This is a genomic window from Buttiauxella noackiae ATCC 51607, assembly GCF_001654865.1.
GTDB lineage: Bacteria > Pseudomonadota > Gammaproteobacteria > Enterobacterales > Enterobacteriaceae > Buttiauxella > Buttiauxella noackiae.
This window is the reverse complement of sequence record NZ_LXEO01000016.1, coordinates 1-20100: the sequence shown is the minus strand read 5'-3', so window position 1 is coordinate 20100 and position 20100 is coordinate 1. Positions and strand designations below refer to the sequence as shown.

Sequence of the window (20100 nt, the reverse complement as noted above, 5' to 3'; positions counted from 1 at the left end):
TTATCCTCTTCCTGCAAGTGCTGTTACCCGGTCGTATGCTGCGCCGCTGCGTAATACTTCCAGCACTCGTTGTGCGTTCGCTTTGAGATCTTCTTGCCCATGTAGACGCATTAACATTGCGACGTTTGCCGCCACAGCGGACTCATGAGCTGTCTCTCCTTTACCTTGTAACAGGCGGCTGAGAATGTCACGGTTTTCTTCCGGTGTGCCGCCTGCAAGCTGGTCCTGGTGATAAGCAGGAAGGCCAAAGTCAGTCGCTTCCAACTGGTAGCTTTTGATCTCGCCGTCATGCAGCTCTGCAACTTGTGTGGTGGCATGCAGTGAAACTTCATCCATTCCACCGCTATGTACGACTGCTGCCCGTTTGTAACCCAACACGCGCAGTGTTTCAGCAATCGGCAGCACCAGTTCCGCACTATAAACGCCAATCAACGCCATTTGTGGATGTGCCGGGTTAATCAAGGGCCCAAGCACGTTAAACAAGGTGCGCGTCTTTAACTGCTGACGCACAGGCATCGCATGGCGGAATCCGGTGTGGTATTTCGGTGCGAACAGAAAACAAACGCCCAAATCATCAAGTGCTTTCCGAGATGATTCGGCACTCATTTCAAGATTAATACCAAATGCGGCCAGCAAGTCGGAAGAGCCAGATTTACTGGAAACGCTACGGTTACCGTGTTTCGCAACTTTCAGGCCCACGGCCGCAGCCACAAATGCGCTGGCGGTGGAAATATTGATGCTGTTGCTGCCATCGCCACCAGTACCGACAATATCGGCAAACGGATAGTCCGGGCTTGGGAATGGCGCTGCGGCTTCGAGCAATGCGGTGGCTGCACCAGCAATCTCATTAGGATGTTCACCACGCACTTTCATACTTACCAGTGCTGCCGCCAACTGTTCTGGCTTGAGTTCACCGCGCACAATTCCGGCAAATAGCTGGTGGCTCTCTTCACGGCTGAGGGTTTGCGCTTTATACAGTTTGTCGAGAATCGGTTGCAGCGTGTTGGCTTGTTTTAACTTCAGCAATGCCCAGTCGAGAGTCTGCTCAAGTAAACGCGCGCCGTGAGTGGTCAGAATCGATTCCGGGTGGAACTGGAAACCACACACACGGTCAGCATCGTGGCGAACGGCCATTACCATGCCATCAAAATGAGCGTTGATGGTTAAACCCGCCGGAATATTGCTGCCAACTAATGAGTGGTAGCGCGCAACCGGCAGTGGGTTGGGTAAACCGGCAAACATGGCTTCGCCATCATGGGAGATAATTGATGCTTTACCATGCAGGATCTCACCCGCCTGGCCGACATAACCACCATAAGCTTCAACAATAGCCTGGTGACCCAGACAGATACCGATAATCGGCAATTTGCCACGCAGGCGAGTCAACAGTTCCGGCATACAGCCCGCTTCACTCGGTGCGCCTGGGCCTGGTGAGAGCATAAGAACCGGGTTGTCCATGGTTTCCAGACGCTCAATTAAGGTCTGTGCGGGAACATGGTTACGGTAGATGACGACATTGTGTCCGTTAGCACGCAGCTGATCGGCCAGGTTATAGGTAAACGAGTCGATATTATCGAGCAGCAGAATGTCAGCCATCAGAAAATCTCCTGTGCGTGATGCGCGGTAGCGATAGCGCGCAGTACAGCGCGGGCTTTGTTACGGGTTTCGTCAGCTTCGGACTGAGGTACGGAATCAAGCACTACGCCAGCCCCTGCCTGTACCGTGGCGATGCCGTTTTCGACATAGGCGGAGCGAATAACGATACAGGTGTCTAAATCGCCATGAGCGGTAAAGTAGCCGACGGCACCGCCGTAGCTGCCACGGCGAACACCTTCAGCTTTGGCAATTAGCTGCATAGCGCGCACTTTCGGGGCGCCGCTCAGCGTGCCCATATTCATGCAGGCCCGGTAAGCATGGAGTACGTCGAGGTCTTTATGCAGTTCGCCAACAACCCGAGAAACCAGGTGCATCACAAAGGAGTAACGGTCGACTTTAGTCAGGTCAGCAACATAACGACTGCCCGGCGTGCAAATACGTGCCAGGTCGTTACGCGCCAGGTCAACCAGCATTAGATGTTCGGACATCTCTTTATGGTCAGTACGCATTTCTAGCTCAATGCGGCTGTCGAGGTCACGATCAAGCGAGCCATCAGCACGGCGACCGCGTGGACGAGTACCGGCAATGGGGTAAATTTCAATCTGACGTGATTTCGCATCATATTTCAGCGAGCTTTCTGGTGACGCACCAAACAGAGTGAAATCGTTATCCTGCATAAAGAACATGTACGGGCTTGGGTTGCTCTTCTTCAGTGTCTGGTAAGCGGCAAGTGGAGAAGGGCACGGCAGTGAGAAACGGCGCGATGGGACAACCTGGAAAATCTCACCGATGCGAATGGCTTTCTGCATTTTGCGCACCACATCGCCAAACTCTTCATCACTCTGATTGCATTCGCAGGTCATGCGTTCCACTTTTTGCACTGGTAACGCAGAAGGTTCCTGTTGCAACTGCTTGCTCAGTTGTTCAGAACGCTGAATCAAACGCTGTTTTTCTGAAGCTGATGGGGTGAACAAGCTGGCCTGAATGCGGGTGTGTTTTTTCTGATGGTCGATAACCAACAATGTTTCTGCCAGGTAGAAACAGTAGTCAGGGCAGTTGTTGTCTTGCTTTAGAGCGGGCAAGTCTTCAAACCCTGCAACCAGATCGTATGCAAACAAGCCGCCAAAGAACATCGCTTCACGCTCGTTTTCGGGCACTGTTACCAGCTCCTGCATGATACGGAACGCATCAAAAACTGACAGGGAACACAGGCGCGCGTCTTCATCCAACAGCGAACTGATAGCCGGGAACCGCAGCACGCGGCCTTGTGGGGAATGCTTATTCTCAACGCCTGCAGGCAGCGCCGCATCCAGCAATGGGAGCAATGATGCACCATTCTCTGAAAGAGCGTGAATGGTGACAGTGTCACCCAAGGCGGTAATACGCAGCGCACTATCAACTAACAGCAGGCTTTTTAAATCGTCCTTACTGTCGATATCGGCGGATTCGAGCAGTAAGGTTGCAGGACGTGCGCCGCACAACTGGTGAAAAACGGCTGTCGGGTTATCACGATATGGCGCGTCGTTAATCAGTAATTCGAGCGCTGGTTTTTGTGTTTGCATTTTTTGCTCTCATATTTTGTTCAAAAAAAAGCCCGCTTCATTGGCGGGCCTGGTATCTGGGCTGAACTACAGCCATAGCGATTACACTGCCCGTTATCAGGAAGTACGCCACCAGCTATGCATGCGGATTATCGCTTTCATTATCAGATACCTTTCTCGTGTGAACTTGCGTACTAGTTAACTAGTTCAATGAATCAAAGTCAATAGCGATTTTTAGTTATGAAGGAAAATCGCTATCATGAGCGGCGTTTTTCTTTTTATTAACAAACCCGGAGTTATTTTGAGCCAACCAACACTAGCGGTGATTTACGACTTACATAGCCATACCACCGCATCAGATGGCCTGTTAACGCCAGAAGCGTTAGTACAACGAGCCGTGGATATGCGTGTTGGTATTTTGGCAATCACCGACCATGACACAGTAGCCGGAATTGCTGCTGCAAGGGAAGCGGTATCACGTCTGCAATTGCCTTTGCGTTTAATCAGCGGTGTGGAGATCTCCACCGTTTGGGAAAACCATGAAATACACATAGTTGGGCTAGGTGTTGATGAAAATCACCCGGCGCTGCTGGCGTTTCTGGGCGAACAAAGTGAACGCCGTGTACAACGCGCGGCTTTAATCGCTGAACGGCTTGAAAAGGCGAATATCCCCGGCGCGCTTGAAGGTGCCATGCGCCACGCCAACGGTGGTGAAGTGACCCGCGGCCATTTTGCCCGTTATCTGGTGGAATGTGGCAAAGCCAATACAATGGCTGATGTGTTTAAGAAATATCTTGCAAAAGGGAAAACCGGTTACGTTCCGCCACAGTGGTGTACAATAGAACAAGCTATTGATGTGATTCATCATTCTGGCGGGCAAGCGGTTCTGGCACATCCGGGCCGTTATGATCTGACCGCTAAATGGCTGAAAAGGTTGCTGGCGCAGTTTGCCGAAAGTGGTGGCGATGCGATGGAAGTCGCGCAGTGTCAGCAAGCCCCAAATGAGCGCACCCAGCTTGCAAGTTACGCACAGCAATTTAATTTGCTGGCGTCGCAGGGCTCAGATTTCCATATGCCGTGTGCGTGGATTGAGCTTGGGCGCAAGCTCTGGCTGCCAGGCGGTGTAGTACCTGTCTGGCAGAATTGGGATAGCGGGCACATTGCAAAAGAGAGGGCACTATGAGTCAATTTTTCTATATTCACCCGGATAACCCACAACAGCGTCTGATTAACCAGGCCGTTGAAATTGTTCGTAAGGGCGGCGTTATTGTCTACCCAACCGACTCGGGTTATGCATTGGGCTGTAAACTTGAAGACAAAACGGCAATGGAGCGCATTTGCCGCATTCGCCACTTGCCTGATGGGCATAATTTTACGTTGATGTGCCGGGATTTGTCCGAGCTTTCAACATATGCATTTGTTGATAATGTGGCGTTTCGCTTAATCAAAAATAACACGCCAGGTAATTACACCTTTATTTTAAAAGGCACCAAAGAAGTCCCGCGCCGTTTGTTGCAGGAAAAACGTAAAACGATTGGCTTACGTGTTCCTTCCAACCCGATTGCGCTGGCGTTACTGGAAGTACTGGATCAACCGATGTTATCAACATCGTTGATGCTGCCAGGCAGTGAATTTACCGAGTCAGATCCAGAAGAAATTAAAGATCGTCTCGAAAAGGTTGTCGATTTAGTTATCCACGGTGGTTACCTTGGGCAGCAACCGACTACGGTTGTTGATTTAACTGAGGATGCACCTGTTGTTATCCGCGAAGGCGCCGGTGACGCTAAGCCTTTCTTATAAGTGCATCTGCGGCTATACTGTGCGGCCTAAAATGGGGCTGATATGCTTCATTATCCCAATTCGACGCCTGTGAAGGCGACACCCGAGGAAGCTCAATGAGCGATAAGAGCGAAAAGTTACAAAAAGTTTTGGCCCGTGCAGGCCATGGTTCACGTCGTGAGATTGAAACCATTATCTCTGCCGGCCGTGTCAGTGTGGATGGCAAAATTGCCAAATTAGGTGACCGTGTTGAAGTAACACAGGCCCTGAAAATCCGTATTGATGGTCACCTGATTTCCATTAAAGAATCTGCAGAACAAATTTGCCGCGTGTTGGCTTACTACAAGCCAGAAGGCGAATTGTGTACGCGTAATGACCCGGAAGGGCGCCCAACCGTATTTGATCGTTTACCAAAACTGCGCGGCGCGCGCTGGATTGCTGTCGGTCGTCTGGATGTGAATACCTGCGGTTTGTTACTTTTCACCACCGACGGTGAGCTGGCAAACCGCCTGATGCACCCAAGTCGTGAAGTGGAGCGAGAATACGCAGTACGTGTGTTCGGTGAAGTTGACGACGTAAAAGTGAAGCAACTGGGCCGCGGTGTGCAGCTTGAAGATGGCCCAGCCGCGTTTAAAACCATCAAATTTACCGGTGGTGAAGGCATTAACCAATGGTACAACGTTACTCTTACTGAAGGCCGCAACCGTGAAGTACGCCGCCTGTGGGAAGCAGTCGGTGTGCAGGTTAGCCGCCTGATTCGTGTGCGCTACGGTGACATCCAGTTGCCAAAAGGCCTGCCACGTGGTGGTTACACTGAACTGGACCTGGGCCAAACTAACTACCTGCGTAAACTGGTAGAGTTGCAGGAAGAGACTGAAAGCAAAGTGGCGGTAGAGAAGGACCGTCGCCGCATGAAGGCGAACCAGATTCGTCGTGCGGTGAAACGCCATACGCAAACTACTGGTAGCGGCGGCGGCCGTCGCGGTGGGCGTAGCAGCTAAAAACTAAACCCCTCAATTGAGGGGTTATTTTTTAATAATCAATACCAATTTGCGCTTTAACACCTGCGTCAAAGGCGTGTTTCACCGGCCTTAACTCACTGACCGTATCCGCCACTTCCAGAATATCGCGATGACAACCGCGGCCGGTAATAATAACCGTCTGGTTGACAGGACGCTGCGTCAGCGCCACTAGCAGCTCTTCCAGCGGCAGGTAATCGTATGCAACCATGTAGGTGATTTCGTCCAGGATAACCATATCCAGCGTCTCGTCTGCCAGCATACGCTTTGCATGCTCCCACACTTCCAGGCACGCTGCAGTATCGGTTTCGCGATTTTGCGTATTCCAGGTAAAACCGGTCGCCATCACCTGAAATTCAACACCCATTGGTTCTAATAGGTTACGTTCACCATTTGGCCACTGGCCCTTGATGAACTGGATTACGCCTACTTTCTTACCGTGGCCTACCGCACGAGTGGCGGTGCCAAAGGCCGCTGTGGTTTTACCTTTTCCGTTGCCGGTAAAGACAATCAAAATACCTCGTTCTTCTTGTGCAGCAGCGACTCGTGCATCGACTTTCTCTTTTTGACGTTGCTGACGCTGTTGGTGACGATCTTCACTCATTCGGAAATTCCTGGTTTGCGGTTGGGTTGAGCATCAAAGCTCATGCCTGTTTTACGACGACTGTCATCGCCCATCAGCCATAAATAGAGCGGCATGAGATCCCGTGGCGTTTTCAGCTTTTCAGGATCTTCTGTGGGGAATGCACTAGCACGCATTGCAGTGCGTGTCCCACCGGGGTTTATGCAATTGACGCGTAAATTATGTTGTTTATATTCTTCCGCCAGCACTTGCATCATACCTTCGGTGGCAAATTTTGATACCGCGTAAGCACCCCAACCCGCACGCCCCTGACGGCCTACACTTGAGCTTGTGAACACTAGCGAACCGGCATCAGATTTGAGTAATAAAGGAAGTAATGCCTGAGTCAGGAAGAACGTGACGTTTACATTTACCTGCATCACGTTCTGCCACGTTTGCGGATCTTGTTCATCCATTGGGCAAATATCGCCGAGAATACCAGCATTGTGCAGCACACCATCTAAGCGGGGAATAAGTCCCGCAAGCTTTTGCGCAAGGGTATGGCAGTCTTCAGGTGTTGCGTTTGAAAAATCCAGGGTAAACCAGTTTGGCAAGCTGCCATAACGGGTATTGATTTCATGAGCGACTCTACGCAGTTTATCTTCGCTGCGGCCAAGTAGAATGACTCTTGCGCCATAACGTGCATAAGTTAACGCGGCTTCTCGTCCGATACCATCACTGGCACCGGTGACTAAAATGATGCGATTTAGCAGTAAATCTGTTTTCGGTTGATAGTGCACTCTCAACTCCTCGCGCGATGCTTTTGCTCACGTCTTATTTCTCGGATTTATAACCTTTAGGCTTTATGCCTGAAAGAACTGGTTATTTCAATCAGGCGACAGGAGACAATACCTTTGATTAACATTTTGCAAAAGTTTCATGTCGATAAAGACATTCAGGAACAGGGCTCGCAGCATTTATAGTTGCTTGCAGACGTAGAATCACGGCTCGGTTACACTGGGCGACAGATATTTAATGCTCTGAATGGAAGGCGGAAAGCGTGGATCTGATTGCAAACTATGGGTTGTTTTTGGCGAAAATTATCACGGTCGTTGCGGCTATTGGCATACTTGTCACAATAATCGTGAATGTTGCCAGTCGTAAAAGACATCAGCGAGGTGAGCTGCATCTCACCAATTTAAGTGAACAATACCAGGAAATGCAGGAAGAAATGCAGGTGGCAAGGCTTGATGGCCATCAGCAAAAACTCTGGCATAAAGCTCAAAAGAAAAAGCACAAACTCGAAGCGAAACAAGCTAAAGCACGCGCTAAACGTGGTGAAACGGTTATTTCTGACAAACCAACACTTTATGTATTGGATTTTAAAGGAAGTATGGATGCTCACGAAGTCACTTCTTTGCGCGAAGAGATAACCGCTGTGTTGGCCGTGGTGAAACCTGAAGATGAGGTTCTGCTGCGTCTGGAAAGCCCTGGTGGTGTCGTTCATGGCTACGGGCTCGCAGCATCACAATTACAGCGTCTGCGTGACAGTAAAGTACGTCTGACGGTTGCCGTGGACAAAGTCGCTGCCAGCGGTGGTTATATGATGGCGTGTGTGGCGGATAAAATTGTCGCTGCACCGTTTTCTATTATCGGCTCGATTGGTGTTGTGGCGCAGGTTCCAAACTTCCATCGCTTGCTAAAACGCAATGATATAGATGTTGAGTTGCATACTGCAGGGCAGTACAAACGCACACTGACACTGTTTGGTGAAAACACCGAGCAGGGGCGCGAGAAATTCCGTGAAGACCTTAACGAAACCCACCAGCTGTTTAAGCAGTTTGTACACGATATGCGCCCATCATTAGATATTGATTCTGTGGCGACTGGTGAACATTGGTACGGCACTCAAGCTTTAGAAAAAGGGTTGGTCGATGCGGTGAGTACCAGCGATGATTTGCTGATTAATCTGATGAAAGACCGCGAAGTGATCAACGTTCACTATACGCGCCGTAAAAAAATGATGGACCGTTTTACCGGTAGTGCGGCAAACAGCCTTGATAATCTGTTGCTGCGCTGGTGGCAACGTGGTGAAAAACCACTATTGTAATCAAATTCATTGCGTGATGAAAAACGAGGCCATTTGGCCTCGTTTTTTTGTTTAGTCTTGCAGGTGATATTTTTCAGCAAACACATGTGCAAGATGTTTAAACATATTAAATACTGCGGTGCTTTTGCCGGTAGGTAAGCCTTGCTCATCAAGGAAGTATTCACCTTTGAATACCAGCACTCCGTTTTTTTGTTCGACGTCAGTTGCTTCCATTCCATGCATGAAATCTTCATGGGCACGGATTACTTTGTTGGCTTCAATAATTAGCGACTGTTTATCGATAGGTTGAGTGGTCGGTTTCATGATTTCCTCCTTTAAAAACTGGCAGTAGTGTACTTCCGCTATACTGCAAAGGGCAATATCTCCCTGTAAACCTAAGGTGATTTAATCAGTTTACTGTGCTGGCAGGAATCGGTGCTGCATGCTAATAAAGTTGCGTAACTCATTTTATCAGGTAGAGTGTGACGCTTTCGCAAATCTGGCAACGGAATTGCTTGACATTCAACCAAAGTTCCGTCGTGCTATGTCACCGATGCGAAAGACTCGTTATCTCAATCACCTGCGAATGTTCGCTTAATCCGGACGGTGATGAAAAAAGAGTTGATATCCATTGACGCTGTCGCAATATAGAAAAGCGCGTCGCCAGTGGAAGGTGCAACTAGCGTGCGACGTCTCCTGGAAGAATTACATTAGGTAAAGGTGAATATGGGTAAAGCTCTCGTCATCGTTGAGTCCCCGGCAAAAGCCAAAACGATCAACAAATATCTCGGGAATGACTACGTGGTTAAGTCCAGCGTCGGTCATATCCGTGATTTGCCGACCAGTGGATCAACCACCAAGAAGAGCGCTGACTCCGCCTCCACCAAAGGGACCAAAAAGGTCAAAAAGGATGAACGCGGTGCGCTCGTAAATCGTATGGGTGTCGATCCATGGCACAACTGGGAAGCACAGTACGAAGTACTGCCTGGTAAGGAAAAAGTGGTTTCAGAACTGAAATCACTGGCTGAAAAAGCAGACCATATCTATCTCGCAACCGACCTTGACCGCGAAGGGGAAGCCATTGCATGGCACCTGCGGGAAGTGATCGGTGGTGATGAATCCCGCTATAGCCGCGTGGTGTTTAACGAAATCACTAAAAATGCTATTCAGCAGGCATTCGAAAAACCGGGCGAGTTGAATATCGACCGTGTTAACGCACAGCAAGCGCGTCGTTTTATGGACCGCGTTGTGGGCTACATGGTGTCGCCACTGCTGTGGAAGAAGATTGCCCGTGGTTTGTCTGCTGGCCGCGTACAGTCTGTTGCTGTGCGTCTGGTTGTTGACCGCGAACGTGAAATTAAAGCGTTTGTACCAGAAGAATATTGGGAAGTTGACGCGAACCTGACGACGCCGAAAGGCGACAGTCTGCCGGTTCAGGTCAGCCATCATAAAGACAAGCCATTCCGCCCGGTTAACCGTGAGCAGACCATGTCTGCGGTTAGCGAGCTGGAAAAAGCCAGTTATTCAGTGCTTGAGCGTGAAGATAAGCCAACCAGCAGCAAGCCGGGTGCGCCATTCATCACCTCAACTTTGCAGCAAGCTGCAAGTACCCGTCTTGGTTTTGGTGTGAAGAAGACCATGATGATGGCACAGCGTCTTTATGAAGCGGGCCATATCACTTACATGCGTACTGACTCAACTAACTTGAGCCAGGATGCAGTGAGCATGGTACGTGGATATATCGAAGATAATTTTGGTAAGAAGTATCTTCCAGAAGCCGCGAATCAATACTCCAGCAAAGAAAACTCGCAAGAAGCGCACGAAGCGATTCGTCCTTCTGATGTGAGTGTTGTTGCTGAGTCGCTTAAAGATATGGAAGCTGACGCGCAGAAGCTTTATCAGCTGATCTGGCGCCAGTTTGTTGCGTGTCAGATGACACCTGCGCAGTACGATTCCACCACTTTAACGGTGCAAGCCGGTGATTTCCGTCTTAAAACGCGCGGTCGTACGCTGCGTTTTGATGGCTGGACGAAAGTGATGCCTGCGCTGCGTAAGGGTGACGAAGACCGCACATTGCCAGCTGTAGAGCAGGGTGATGAACTCGCTCTGGTTGAAGTCATTCCTGGCCAGCACTTTACGAAACCACCGGCTCGCTTTAGTGAAGCCTCGTTGGTTAAAGAGCTTGAAAAACGTGGCATTGGCCGTCCATCTACCTACGCATCAATCATTTCCACCATCCAGGATCGTGGTTATGTGCGTGTAGAAAATCGCCGTTTCTATGCTGAAAAAATGGGTGAAATTGTTACTGACCGCCTGGAAGAAAACTTCCGTGAGCTGATGAACTACGATTTCACCGCGCAAATGGAAAGCAGCCTTGACCAGGTGGCCAATAATCAGGCTGAGTGGAAAGGGGTGCTGGACAACTTCTTCAGTGATTTCAGTGAGCAGCTTGGTAAAGCTGAACTGGATCCGGAAGAAGGCGGTATGCGTCCAAACCAGATGGTACTGACCAGTATCGATTGCCCGACTTGTGGTCGTGAAATGGGTATCCGTACTGCAAGCACCGGTGTGTTCCTCGGTTGTTCGGGTTACGCACTGCCACCTAAAGAACGCTGCAAAACCACCATTAACCTGGTGCCGGAAAACGAAGTCCTGAACGTGCTTGAGGGTGACGACGCGGAAACTAACGCACTGCGTGCAAAACGTCGTTGTGCCAAATGCGGTACCGCGATGGACAGCTACCTCATCGATCCAAAACGTAAGCTGCATGTTTGTGGTAATAACCCAACATGTGATGGTTACGAAATCGAAGAGGGCGAATTCCGCATTAAGGGTTATGACGGTCCAATCGTTGAGTGTGAGAAATGTGGTTCTGAAATGCACCTGAAAATGGGGCGTTTTGGTAAGTACATGGCTTGTACTAACGACGATTGCAAAAATACCCGTAAGATCCTGCGTAACGGTGAAGTTGCTCCACCGAAGGAAGATCCGGTTCCGTTGCCAGAACTTCCTTGCGAGAAGTCAGATGCGTATTTTGTCCTGCGTGATGGTGCGGCGGGTGTTTTCCTTGCAGCAAACACTTTCCCTAAATCGCGTGAAACACGTGCGCCATTAGTGGAAGAACTGTACCGCTTCCGTGACCGCTTGCCTGAGAAACTGCGTTATCTGGCTGATGCGCCGCAGCGAGATGCTGAAGGTAACAAAGCGGTTGTTCGCTTTAGTCGTAAGACGAAACAGCAGTATGTTTCTTCTGAGAAAGAAGGCAAAGCGACCGGCTGGTCAGCATTCTTTGTGGATGGCAAATGGGTTGAAGGGAAAAAGTAATTCCTTTTAACATGAAAAGCCGGGGCCTATGCTCCGGCTTTTTTGTGTCCGGTATATAACCTGATTATTATTTTTTCTTTCAAACTATACAAATAGGGTATAACTGATATAGTGACTTAAGAGAATTTTACCTCGCCCGACCCCCGCCGTTGTTCGTGTTGGGGCTGCTTTTACTGCGGATGGAACGCCATGAAACTACAGCAACTTCGTTATATCGTAGAGGTGGTCAATCACAACCTCAACGTCTCGTCCACGGCAGAAGGGCTTTACACTTCTCAGCCGGGGATCAGTAAGCAAGTGCGTATGTTAGAAGATGAACTGGGGATTCAGATCTTTGCGCGTAGCGGGAAACACCTGACACAGGTGACGCCTGCCGGGCAGGAGATTATTCGAATTGCCCGCGAAGTGCTGTCGAAAGTCGATGCGATTAAATCTGTCGCCGGTGAGCATACCTGGCCGGACAAAGGTTCGCTCTATGTCGCCACAACCCATACACAGGCGCGTTATGCGCTGCCAAACGTAATCAAAGGGTTTATTGAGCGTTACCCGCGAGTTTCGCTGCATATGCACCAGGGGTCACCAACACAAATTGCTGAAGCCGTGTCTAAAGGCAATGCCGATTTTGCGATAGCGACCGAAGCTTTACATCTTTACGATGATTTAGTGATGTTGCCGTGCTACCACTGGAATCGCTCGATTGTTGTCACGCCCGATCATCCGCTAGCATCAAAAGAGTCAGTCTCTATCGAAGAGCTGGCGCAATATCCGCTGGTTACCTATACCTTTGGTTTTACCGGGCGTTCTGAATTGGATACTGCATTTAATCGTGCAGGATTAACACCACGTATCGTGTTTACAGCAACTGATGCTGATGTGATTAAAACTTATGTGCGTCTGGGGTTAGGCGTCGGGGTTATTGCCAGTATGGCGGTGGATCCAGTTTCAGATCCTGATTTGGTACGTATTGAGGCTCAAGGCGTATTTAGCCACAGCACCACTAAAATTGGTTTCCGTCGTAGTACGTTCTTGCGCAGTTACATGTATGATTTCATTCAGCGTTTTGCCCCGCATCTGACTCGTGATGTGGTTGATACCGCTGTAGCATTGAGATCTAACGAAGATATTGAAGCGATGTTTAAAGATATTAAATTACCAGCAAAATAATATCGCTAGGTATCTTTCCATGCGCGAAAGATACCTCTTCTCATTTGAATTAAGAATATGATTTACCTCTCTCCATATTAATACCCTTCTCAAAATACTAATTCCCCACACAAGATAAGTGGTTAATCTGTCTCAATTAAGCGACAAACGTAGATAATAAATAACCACTGCGCAAACTTACTGTTTCAATTATTTATTTCAGGTCAAAAGATTAAATATTTTCCTGTAACTGGAAAGCAATTTCGCTGGCTTTTGTACTAGAGTTTCTTTAGGATTAATCCCAGCTGGCGATTAATTATACCGATTGTTTAATGTTTTTTGATAAGTGGTGCCGATTGTATGAGGTTAGCAATGCCTTCAGGAAGTGAAGAACCGCAAAAGGAAACAGGGCTTAAACGTAAAGCCTGGATGGCGGTGTTTCTCGTATCAGGTCTGTTCTGGCTCGTTGTCGCGTTGGCAGCCTGGCATTTTTGGGGGTAATTATGACAACTCTTGCTCAAACACAAGTGCAAAAAAGTGTACGTCAGCAAGATGAAAAGCCGCAGCAAGAAGCAAAATCTGGAGAAGTTCAGGTTCCTGAGTCATGGCAGTTGACTCAACAACAAAAAGATTTTATCGATCTGTTTTCAACAGACGAACATGACGAACATATAGAACAATAAGAGTTATTTTTATTTACCTTTATTTAACTTGCGGTCAATCACACTTTTTATTAGATGTGATTAGCACCTCACTCTTTAAGTAATCACTACACACAGCAATATTCAAACAGGCTGATTAATTATTCAGTCATAGTGTTTACCAAAAATAAAGAGAGTGGATTATGGATACTCACTGTAGTGCCAAATACTGGTCATGGCTTAGCGCCTTTTCCGTTTCGTTTGCATTTTGGGTGCAAATGCTCTGGATAGTGATTCACTAATTATTCTGACACCCTGGGCCTCCCGGGGTGTAATCAAATCTCCCCTCTGTGTTTACACGACCCGATTTATCAATTTGGGTTGTTATCAAATCGTTACGACATCTTTGTGTTATCTTTAATACTGTCCCTGATCTTAGTCAGGGATACCGCTATCCTAAGAGATTTACGGAGGAGCTATGTCGTTAACCCTACGAGAAGCCAGTAAGGATACTTTACAGGCGCTGAATAAAACCTATCACTATTACAGCTTGCCGCTTGCCGCAAAGGAACTTGGGGATATCACTCGCTTACCCAAGTCATTGAAAGTTCTGCTTGAAAATCTGCTGCGCTGGCAGGATGAAAACTCCGTCACTCAAGATGATATTCATGCCCTGGCCGCCTGGCTGAAGAATGCTCATGCCGATCGTGAAATTGCTTATCGCCCGGCGCGTGTTCTGATGCAGGATTTTACTGGCGTACCGGCAGTGGTTGATTTAGCCGCCATGCGTGAAGCTGTAAAACGTCTGGGCGGAGATGTTGCCAAAGTTAATCCACTTTCTCCTGTTGACCTTGTTATTGACCACTCTGTTACTGTCGATCATTTCGGTAATGACGATGCTTTTGAAGAAAACGTTCGTCTGGAAATGGAACGTAACCATGAGCGATATGTTTTCCTGCGCTGGGGCCAACAAGCATTTAGTCGTTTTAGTGTGGTGCCGCCGGGTACGGGAATCTGCCATCAAGTCAACCTGGAATATCTTGGCAAAGCAGTATGGAGCGAAATGCAGGGTGATGAGCTGGTAGCTTATCCCGATACGCTGGTGGGTACCGATTCCCACACCACGATGATCAACGGCCTTGGTGTACTGGGCTGGGGGGTAGGCGGTATAGAGGCTGAAGCTGCCATGCTGGGACAGCCTGTTTCGATGCTGATCCCGGATGTTGTCGGTTTTAAACTTGACGGTAAATTGCGGGAGGGCATTACTGCTACCGACCTCGTACTTACCGTCACGCAAATGCTCCGTAAACACGGCGTGGTTGGCAAATTCGTTGAATTCTATGGCGATGGTCTGGACTCATTACCACTGGCCGATCGCGCAACCATCGCTAATATGGCACCAGAATATGGTGCAACCTGCGGTTTCTTCCCGATTGATGCCGTCACGCTGGATTACATGCGCCTGAGCGGGCGCAGTGAAGAGCAAATCGCGCTGGTGGAAGCCTATTCGAAGGTGCAGGGGATGTGGCGTAATACGGGTGATGAACCTGTATTTACCAGCACACTGGCACTGGATATGAATGAGGTTGAAGCAAGCCTTGCCGGGCCGAAACGCCCACAGGATCGTGTTGCGTTGGGGGATGTGCCAAGAGCCTTTAGCGCCAGCAATGAACTTGAAGTAAATTCCAGCCATAAAGATCGCGCACCCGTGGATTACACCATAGGTGGGAAGAGCTATCAGCTGCCAGATGGGGCGGTGGTGATTTCGGCCATTACGTCTTGTACTAACACTTCAAACCCGAGTGTTCTGATGGCTGCGGGTTTGCTGGCAAAAAAAGCCGTGACCTTAGGTTTAAAACGTCAGCCGTGGGTAAAAGCGTCACTGGCGCCAGGCTCTAAAGTTGTTTCGGATTATCTGGCAAAGGCGAAACTTACCCCTTATCTCGATGAATTAGGTTTTAACCTGGTGGGTTATGGCTGCACCACCTGTATTGGTAACTCCGGGCCGTTGCCGGATCCTATCGAACAGGCAATTAAGAAAGGTGATCTGACCGTCGGTGCCGTGTTGTCAGGAAACCGTAATTTCGAAGGGCGTATTCATCCGCTGGTGAAAACTAACTGGCTGGCATCGCCACCGTTAGTGGTGGCTTATGCGCTTGCCGGAAATATGAACGTCAATCTGACCACCGATCCACTTGGGCATGACCGCAAAGGTGATCCTGTTTATCTCAAAGATATTTGGCCGACCAGCCAGGAAATCGCCCGTGCTGTCGCACAGGTTTCAACGGAAATGTTCCATAAAGAGTACGCTGAAGTCTTTGAAGGCACGCCTGAGTGGCAAAGTATCGAAGTAGACCATTCAGATACCTATGGCTGGCAGAGTGATTCTACTTATATTCGTCTGTCGCCATTCTTTGATGATATGGAAGCTACGCCTAAACCGTTGCAGGACATTCATGGAGCCCGCGTACTGGCCATGCTGGGAGATTCAGTTACCACTGACCATATTTCACCAGCCGGGAGTATTAAGCCTGATAGCCCAGCGGGGCGATATCTACAAAACCATGGTGTTGAGCGCAAAGATTTTAACTCCTATGGGTCGCGTAGAGGTAACCACGAAGTGATGATGCGCGGGACTTTTGCCAACATTCGCATTCGTAACGAAATGGTGCCGGGCGTTGAAGGGGGAATGACGCGTCTGCTACCTGGCGACGAAGTCATTTCAATTTATGACGCTGCAATGAAATATCGAGACAAAGGCATTCCACTCGCGGTGTTTGCTGGTAAAGAGTATGGCTCCGGTTCCAGTCGTGACTGGGCGGCGAAAGGACCGCGTCTGCTTGGGGTGCGAGTGGTTATCGCTGAGTCATTTGAGCGTATCCACCGTTCAAACTTGATTGGCATGGGTATTTTGCCACTGGAGTTCCCACAGGGCGTGACGCGTAAAACGTTACGGCTGACCGGTGAGGAGTTTATTAACATTAGCGGGCTCAATGATCTGACGCCAGGCGCTACGGTTCCGGTGATATTAACCTTCGCCGATGGTAGAGAAGAGGTGGTGGAGTGCCGCTGCCGTATTGATACCGGCAATGAACTGACGTACTTCAAAAATGACGGCATCCTGCATTACGTTATTCGCAACATGCTAAATTAGCCAAAAATCTCCCCCAGCGATGGGGGAGAAATCTCTTAATCTTCGGACAGCAAATGGCCCATTTTGGCGGCCTTAGTATCCAGGTAATGCGCGTTTTTCGGATTACGGCCCACGATCAGCGGCACACGTTCAACGATATTAATCCCCGCTTCACTGAGAATTTCTACCTTGCGTGGATTGTTGGTCAACAAGCGTACAGCATCGACACTTAATAGCTTAAACATGTCAGCACACAACGTGAAGTCACGTTCATCGGCTGCAAAGCCGAGTTGGTGGTTGGCTTCGACCGTGTCGTAGCCTTTATCCTGCAATGCATAGGCGCGGATTTTATTAAGCAGACCAATATTGCGGCCTTCTTGACGGTGATATAACAAAATACCGCGACCTTCTTCTGCAATCTGCGAAAGAGCAGCTTCAAGCTGGAAACCGCAATCGCAGCGCAGGCTGAACAGGGCATCCCCCGTCAGACACTCAGAATGCACTCGCGCCAGAACAGAATCATTCCCGCTAATATCACCAAAAACCAGAGCAACATGGTCTTGTCCAGTTGCCAGTTCTTCAAATCCCACCATCAGGAAATCGCCCCATGGGGTTGGCAGTTTGGCTTCTGCCACACGTTTAAGCTGCATGTGATTCTCCAGGTACTTATGTTGGCACTCATCGTGCCTGCCAGCTGTCTGGCTTGTTTAATTACTTCCGGCTATTTTGCCACAACGGCGGGTACTTCACCTAATTGACTGCCAGGACTCCTATTTTTACGCTTTGCGTTACTCTACGTTTTCCCATCGGTGCGCTTTTTCAGGTATTCTTAATGTTCAAATTGCATAAGGATAAGTGATGCGGGCAATAGCAAAGCGAACGACAATTGGTGCCGGAATACTGTTAGTCATGCCTTTAGCCGTATGGATTTCGGGGTGGCAGTGGGTTCCCGGAGGACATAGTGTCTGGCTTAAAACGATGTATTGGGTGACCGAAACGGTAACCCAGCCCTGGGGCATTATTACTCATGTTTTGTTGTGCGGTTGGTTTTTGTGGTGCCTGAGGTTTCGCTTAAAAGCAGCACTGATGCTATTTGCCATACTCGGTGCGGCTATTCTTATTGGGCAGGGCGTAAAATCAGTTATTAAAGACAAAGTGCAAGAGCCGCGTCCATTTGTTGTATGGCTGGAAAAGACGCAGCATATTCCAACAGATGAGTTCTACAATTTAAAACGTAAAGAGCGTAGCGAACTGGTAAAAAGCCAGCTTGAAACGCAACAAGAAGTGCCTGCATGGTTACGTAAACACTGGCAAAAAGAGACCGGTTTTGCATTCCCTTCAGGGCATACCATGTTTGCGGCAAGTTGGGCCTTATTGGGCGTCGGATTGTTGTGGCCTCGCCGGCGAACTTTGACAATTGCTTTGCTGTTAGTTTGGGCAACCGGAGTAATGGGCAGCCGGTTGCTTCTCGGGATGCACTGGCCGCGCGATTTAGTGGTAGCCACAATCATCTCCTGGGCGTTGATAACATTGGCAACCTGGCTTGCACAAAAATTATGCGGCCCGCTTTCACCGCCACCGCAAGAGGCTGATGAAATTGCCGAACGGGATGATGAGCCTTGAGATTATTGATTTAATCCCCATTTCTTATGAATTGGACGCTCTCTATGGATTCCACGAACACCCGAGAAATGGTAGTTTATACCGTTGGATAAATGCATTCGGGCATAATTTAGTCGCGTAAGACCACATGACGGGAAGTAATGTGAAATACTTATTCATTTTCTTACTGGTGCTAGCGATTTTTGTGATTTCTGTCACTCTGGGCGCGCAAAACGATCAGGTAGTCAATTTCAACTATCTGTTGGCACAAGGCGAATACCGTGTCTCCACTTTGTTGGCGACTCTTTTTGCTGCTGGTTTTTTACTGGGCTGGCTGATTTGTGGCCTGTTCTGGTTGCGCCTGCGGGTATCACTTGCGCGTGCCGATCGTAAAATTAAACGCCTGGAGCAACAAATTACTACAGATTCCGATGTTACTGCGGCTGTTGTACCGGCTGTGAAGGAATAACCTGCCATGCTGGAATTGTTGTTTCTGCTACTTCCTATCGCTGCCGCCTACGGCTGGTACATGGGGCGAAGAAGCGCACAACAAGATAAACAACAAGAGGCTAATCGCCTGTCGCGTGACTACGTGGCGGGGGTTAACTTCTTGCTGTCAAACCAGCAAGACAAAGCTGTTGATCTTTTCCTCGATATGCTCAAGGAAGATACCAGTACCGTTGAAGCCCACCTCACGCTTGGTAACCTGTTCCGCTCACGTGGTGAGGTTGATCGCGCTATCCGTATCCACCAGTCTTTAATGGAAAGTGCTTCACTAACCTACGAACAGCGTTTGCTGGCCGTGCAGCAGTTGGGCCGTGATTATATGGCTGCTGGGTTGTATGACAGGGCTGAAGATATGTTTGCCCAGTTGATCGATGAAACTGACTTTCGAATCGGGGCGTTGCAACAATTGTTGCTGATTCACCAGGCAACCAGCGACTGGCAAAAAGCCATTGAAGTAGCAGAACGTTTGGTCAAGCTCGGAAAAGATAAACAACGTACTGAAATTGCCCACTTCTATTGTGAACAGGCGGTGCAATTGATGGGGAGCGATGATCTTGATAGGGCTATGTCGCTGCTTAAGAAAGGTGCGGCTGCCGATAAAAATTGCGCGCGCATATCTATCATGATGGGCCGCATCTTCATGGCTCGTAACGAATATGCAAAAGCCGTTGAAACATTGCAGCGTGTTATCGATCAAGATAGCGAATTAGTCAGCGAAACGCTGGAAATGCTACAGACCTGCTATCAGCAATTAAATAAACCACAAGAGTGGGAAGCGTTCTTAAAACGCTGTGTTGAAGAGAACACAGGGGCAGGTGCGGAATTGATGCTTGCTGAGATCCTTGAGCAAAAAGAGGGGGCTGAAGTCGCGCAAGTTTATATCAACCGTCAACTCCAGCGTCATCCCACAATGCGTGTGTTCCATCGTCTGATGGATTACCACTTGCAGGAAGCAGAAGAAGGACGTGCGAAAGAGAGCCTGATGGTGCTTCGTGATATGGTTGGCGAACAGGTGCGTACTAAGCCTCGCTATCGTTGCCAGAAATGTGGTTTCACGGCCTTTACACTCTACTGGCATTGTCCGTCTTGCCGGGCATGGTCAACGATTAAACCTATACGTGGCCTGGATGGGCAGTAGCAGCTAATTGACTAGTTCTGATATAC

General features: G+C 49.0%; 19 protein-coding genes and 1 other annotated feature. Of the genes, 13 read left to right on the top strand and 6 right to left on the bottom strand.

Going from position 1 to position 20100, the window contains the following annotated elements; translation table 11 throughout:
• Both trpD and M979_RS07160 read right to left on the bottom strand, forming a co-directional pair.
• Positions 1-1596 (bottom strand): bifunctional anthranilate synthase glutamate amidotransferase component TrpG/anthranilate phosphoribosyltransferase TrpD, encoded by a 1596-nt coding sequence (gene trpD / locus M979_RS07165; RefSeq protein WP_034455423.1) that lies wholly within the window; start codon positions 1594-1596, stop codon positions 1-3.
• Positions 1596-3158 (bottom strand): anthranilate synthase component 1, encoded by a 1563-nt coding sequence (locus tag M979_RS07160; RefSeq protein ID WP_034455424.1) that lies wholly within the window; start codon positions 3156-3158, stop codon positions 1596-1598. The genes trpD and M979_RS07160 overlap by 1 nt, the downstream gene beginning before the upstream one ends.
• 22 nt (positions 3159-3180) lie before the next feature.
• Positions 3181-3278, bottom strand: a sequence feature (Trp leader region).
• Between the two features lie 160 nt (positions 3279-3438).
• On the opposite strand from M979_RS07160, the gene rnm reads away from it, so the two are divergent.
• The 3 genes from rnm (at position 3439) to rluB (ending at position 5917) form a co-directional block, all read left to right on the top strand.
• Positions 3439-4320 carry an RNase RNM gene (rnm, locus tag M979_RS07155; protein WP_245164673.1) on the top strand — a complete coding sequence of 294 codons (882 nt, stop codon included), beginning with the start codon at positions 3439-3441 and terminating at the stop codon, positions 4318-4320.
• The gene (locus tag M979_RS07150; RefSeq protein ID WP_034455425.1) at positions 4317-4937 is read left to right on the top strand and encodes an L-threonylcarbamoyladenylate synthase; all 621 of its coding nucleotides are present in this window, start codon (positions 4317-4319) and stop codon (positions 4935-4937) included. The genes rnm and M979_RS07150 overlap by 4 nt, the downstream gene beginning before the upstream one ends.
• A 95-nt stretch (positions 4938-5032) precedes the next feature.
• Complete coding sequence (gene rluB, locus M979_RS07145) at positions 5033-5917, top strand: 23S rRNA pseudouridine(2605) synthase RluB (protein WP_034455426.1); 885 nt, start codon at positions 5033-5035, stop codon at positions 5915-5917.
• A gap of 31 nt (positions 5918-5948) precedes the next feature.
• Here rluB and cobO read toward each other — a convergent pair whose 3' ends face one another.
• The gene (cobO, locus tag M979_RS07140; protein WP_064554275.1) at positions 5949-6539 is read right to left on the bottom strand and encodes a cob(I)yrinic acid a,c-diamide adenosyltransferase; all 591 of its coding nucleotides are present in this window, start codon (positions 6537-6539) and stop codon (positions 5949-5951) included.
• On the bottom strand, positions 6536-7297 hold the full coding sequence (locus M979_RS07135; RefSeq protein WP_034455428.1) for a YciK family oxidoreductase: 762 nt from the start codon (positions 7295-7297) through the stop codon (positions 6536-6538). Before M979_RS07135 ends, cobO begins: the two co-directional genes overlap by 4 nt.
• Positions 7298-7557: 260 nt before the next feature.
• Here M979_RS07135 and sohB point away from each other — a divergent pair, with 260 nt between their 5' ends.
• Positions 7558-8607, top strand: a complete 1050-nt coding sequence (gene sohB / locus M979_RS07130; RefSeq protein WP_064554274.1) for a protease SohB — start codon at positions 7558-7560, stop codon at positions 8605-8607.
• A gap of 51 nt (positions 8608-8658) precedes the next feature.
• On the opposite strand, the gene M979_RS07125 is transcribed toward sohB, so the two are convergent.
• Positions 8659-8910 (bottom strand): YciN family protein, encoded by a 252-nt coding sequence (locus M979_RS07125; RefSeq protein ID WP_034455430.1) that lies wholly within the window; start codon positions 8908-8910, stop codon positions 8659-8661.
• A 402-nt stretch (positions 8911-9312) separates the two neighbouring features.
• On the opposite strand from M979_RS07125, the gene topA reads away from it, so the two are divergent.
• The 6 genes from topA (at position 9313) to acnA (ending at position 16848) form a co-directional block, all read left to right on the top strand.
• Positions 9313-11910 (top strand): type I DNA topoisomerase, encoded by a 2598-nt coding sequence (gene topA, locus M979_RS07120; RefSeq protein WP_064554273.1) that lies wholly within the window; start codon positions 9313-9315, stop codon positions 11908-11910.
• A 189-nt stretch (positions 11911-12099) separates the two neighbouring features.
• The gene (cysB, locus tag M979_RS07115) at positions 12100-13074 is read left to right on the top strand and encodes an HTH-type transcriptional regulator CysB (protein WP_064546360.1); all 975 of its coding nucleotides are present in this window, start codon (positions 12100-12102) and stop codon (positions 13072-13074) included.
• A gap of 321 nt (positions 13075-13395) precedes the next feature.
• Entirely contained in the window at positions 13396-13554 is a 159-nt protein-coding gene (locus tag M979_RS22430; protein WP_479682197.1) for a YmiA family putative membrane protein, read from the top strand.
• A gap of 2 nt (positions 13555-13556) precedes the next feature.
• Positions 13557-13736 (top strand): hypothetical protein, encoded by a 180-nt coding sequence (locus M979_RS07110; protein WP_064554272.1) that lies wholly within the window; start codon positions 13557-13559, stop codon positions 13734-13736.
• Positions 13737-13897: 161 nt separating this feature from the next.
• The gene (ymiC, locus tag M979_RS23920; RefSeq protein ID WP_280643559.1) at positions 13898-13996 is read left to right on the top strand and encodes a small membrane protein YmiC; all 99 of its coding nucleotides are present in this window, start codon (positions 13898-13900) and stop codon (positions 13994-13996) included.
• 176 nt (positions 13997-14172) lie between these two features.
• Positions 14173-16848, top strand: coding sequence for an aconitate hydratase AcnA (gene acnA, locus M979_RS07105; protein ID WP_064554271.1), 2676 nt, complete (start codon positions 14173-14175; stop codon positions 16846-16848).
• A gap of 35 nt (positions 16849-16883) precedes the next feature.
• Here the strand turns inward: acnA and ribA are convergent, their stop codons facing one another.
• The gene (gene ribA, locus M979_RS07100; RefSeq protein WP_034455434.1) at positions 16884-17477 is read right to left on the bottom strand and encodes a GTP cyclohydrolase II; all 594 of its coding nucleotides are present in this window, start codon (positions 17475-17477) and stop codon (positions 16884-16886) included.
• A 208-nt stretch (positions 17478-17685) separates the two neighbouring features.
• On the opposite strand from ribA, the gene pgpB reads away from it, so the two are divergent.
• From pgpB to lapB, 3 genes are all read left to right on the top strand, one after another.
• Positions 17686-18450: a phosphatidylglycerophosphatase B gene (gene pgpB, locus M979_RS07095; RefSeq protein WP_034455435.1), complete on the top strand. Its 765-nt coding sequence runs from the start codon at positions 17686-17688 to the stop codon at positions 18448-18450.
• A gap of 142 nt (positions 18451-18592) precedes the next feature.
• Positions 18593-18898, top strand: a complete 306-nt coding sequence (locus M979_RS07090) for a LapA family protein (RefSeq protein ID WP_034455436.1) — start codon at positions 18593-18595, stop codon at positions 18896-18898.
• Between the two features lie 6 nt (positions 18899-18904).
• On the top strand, positions 18905-20074 hold the full coding sequence (gene lapB / locus M979_RS07085; RefSeq protein ID WP_034455437.1) for a lipopolysaccharide assembly protein LapB: 1170 nt from the start codon (positions 18905-18907) through the stop codon (positions 20072-20074).
• Positions 20075-20100: the final 26 nt, after the last annotated feature.

Coding starts and splice junctions, on each gene's coding strand:
- ribA (WP_034455434.1), bottom strand. CDS start 17,477: ATGCAGCTTAAACGTGTGGCAGAAGCCAAACTGCCAACCCCATGGGGC.
- trpD (WP_034455423.1), bottom strand. CDS start 1,596: ATGGCTGACATTCTGCTGCTCGATAATATCGACTCGTTTACCTATAAC.
- pgpB (WP_034455435.1), top strand. CDS start 17,686: ATGCGGGCAATAGCAAAGCGAACGACAATTGGTGCCGGAATACTGTTA.
- M979_RS07150 (WP_034455425.1), top strand. CDS start 4,317: ATGAGTCAATTTTTCTATATTCACCCGGATAACCCACAACAGCGTCTG.
- acnA (WP_064554271.1), top strand. CDS start 14,173: ATGTCGTTAACCCTACGAGAAGCCAGTAAGGATACTTTACAGGCGCTG.
- ymiC (WP_280643559.1), top strand. CDS start 13,898: ATGGATACTCACTGTAGTGCCAAATACTGGTCATGGCTTAGCGCCTTT.
- lapB (WP_034455437.1), top strand. CDS start 18,905: ATGCTGGAATTGTTGTTTCTGCTACTTCCTATCGCTGCCGCCTACGGC.
- rluB (WP_034455426.1), top strand. CDS start 5,033: ATGAGCGATAAGAGCGAAAAGTTACAAAAAGTTTTGGCCCGTGCAGGC.
- cobO (WP_064554275.1), bottom strand. CDS start 6,539: ATGAGTGAAGATCGTCACCAACAGCGTCAGCAACGTCAAAAAGAGAAA.
- M979_RS07160 (WP_034455424.1), bottom strand. CDS start 3,158: ATGCAAACACAAAAACCAGCGCTCGAATTACTGATTAACGACGCGCCA.
- topA (WP_064554273.1), top strand. CDS start 9,313: ATGGGTAAAGCTCTCGTCATCGTTGAGTCCCCGGCAAAAGCCAAAACG.
- M979_RS07110 (WP_064554272.1), top strand. CDS start 13,557: ATGACAACTCTTGCTCAAACACAAGTGCAAAAAAGTGTACGTCAGCAA.
- M979_RS07125 (WP_034455430.1), bottom strand. CDS start 8,910: ATGAAACCGACCACTCAACCTATCGATAAACAGTCGCTAATTATTGAA.
- cysB (WP_064546360.1), top strand. CDS start 12,100: ATGAAACTACAGCAACTTCGTTATATCGTAGAGGTGGTCAATCACAAC.